Consider the following 1,209-nt stretch of genomic DNA (forward strand, 5'->3'; position numbering starts at 1 on the left):
TGACCTGTCTGGTTTTATCGGACCAATCTCATCTAGAAACTCTGGCTCCCGTTATTAATTCTTTTTGCCATCCAGCGACAAACTCTGTTGGGGTTTGATAATCCAAACTTGAGTGTGGTCTGACTAAATTGTAGTGCTTACGCCATGCTTCAATAATCACTTTGGCATGCGCTCTGCTGTAAAACCAGTTCATGGCTAAGCACTCATCCCTGAACTTACCATTAAAACTCTCATTAGTACCGTTTTGCCAAGGTTTACCTGGCTCGATATGTAAGTTGTGCAAACCTCGCTCTACCGCCCACTCTAACAAGACGGTACTCACAAACTCTGGACCGTTGTCACTGCGTAGAACCTTGGGATAACCACGCTCTGCAATGACTTCCTCTAAAACCTGCACCACTCGTTTGCCTTTAATTGAGCCAGCCACATCAATGCACAGACTCTCTTTGGTGAACTCGTCAATTAAAGTTAAGCACTTGAGCTTTTGCCCGTTGGCACAAGCATCAAAGACAAAATCGTATGCCCAAACCTCATTGGGTCCGGTTGCTACATGCGGTTGTCGATTTTGACTGCGATAGCGCTTGCGTGTCCTTTTGGCGGGCACCTGTAGGCCAGCTCCAGCCCAGATGCGCGCCGTCCGATCGCGACCCAGAACAAGACCATCCCGCCTTAAAAAGATCCGAATCCGTCTGGCGCCATAGCGAGGATATTGCTCGGAATACTGGCGCATGGCAGCTACGATAGGCTGATCTTTAACAGCCATCTTGCACTGGTAATCTAAGCCAGATCTAGCAACACTTAGCAGCGTACAAGCACGTCTTTGGGAGATACCCCGCCCAACTGCATAGCGGGCCTGCTCCAATCGATCTTGCACGCTCACCACTTTTTTACGGCAATCTCCTTCATCACTTCAATCTCGAGATCGCGCTCTGCCAAGATCTTCTTTAGACGGCCGTTCTCTTGCTCTAACTGTTTTAAGCGTTTGACATCATCCGTACCTAGATCGCCAAACTTCTTACGCCAGCTGTAAATCGAGGGTTCGCTGACCCCGTGGCGCTTAGCAACTTCTGCAATCGGACTACGATCTGCCTCTTGCAATATCCGAACAATCTGTTCGTCTGAAAACCGTACTCTCTTCATACCTGCTCCTTAGGTTGAAGGAGTCATTATCTCTAAAAGCTTTTGGTCTGAAAATCCCAGGACAGGTCA

1 protein-coding gene is annotated in these 1,209 nt (G+C 48.4%); it reads right to left on the reverse strand.

All coding sequences use genetic code 11. From position 1 onward, the window contains the following. Positions 1-28: 28 nt before the first annotated feature. Positions 29-1,140, reverse strand: a protein-coding gene (locus ICN35_RS11330) for an IS3 family transposase (RefSeq protein WP_370625687.1) whose coding sequence is annotated in 2 segments (ribosomal slippage) — positions 29-891 and positions 891-1,140 — 1,113 coding nt in all. Because the reading frame shifts where the segments join, the coding sequence is not laid out codon by codon here. Between the last annotated feature and the right edge of the window lie 69 nt (positions 1,141-1,209).

Origin of the sequence: Polynucleobacter sp. es-GGE-1 (assembly GCF_018882005.1) — a bacterium.
Lineage (GTDB): Bacteria > Pseudomonadota > Gammaproteobacteria > Burkholderiales > Burkholderiaceae > Polynucleobacter.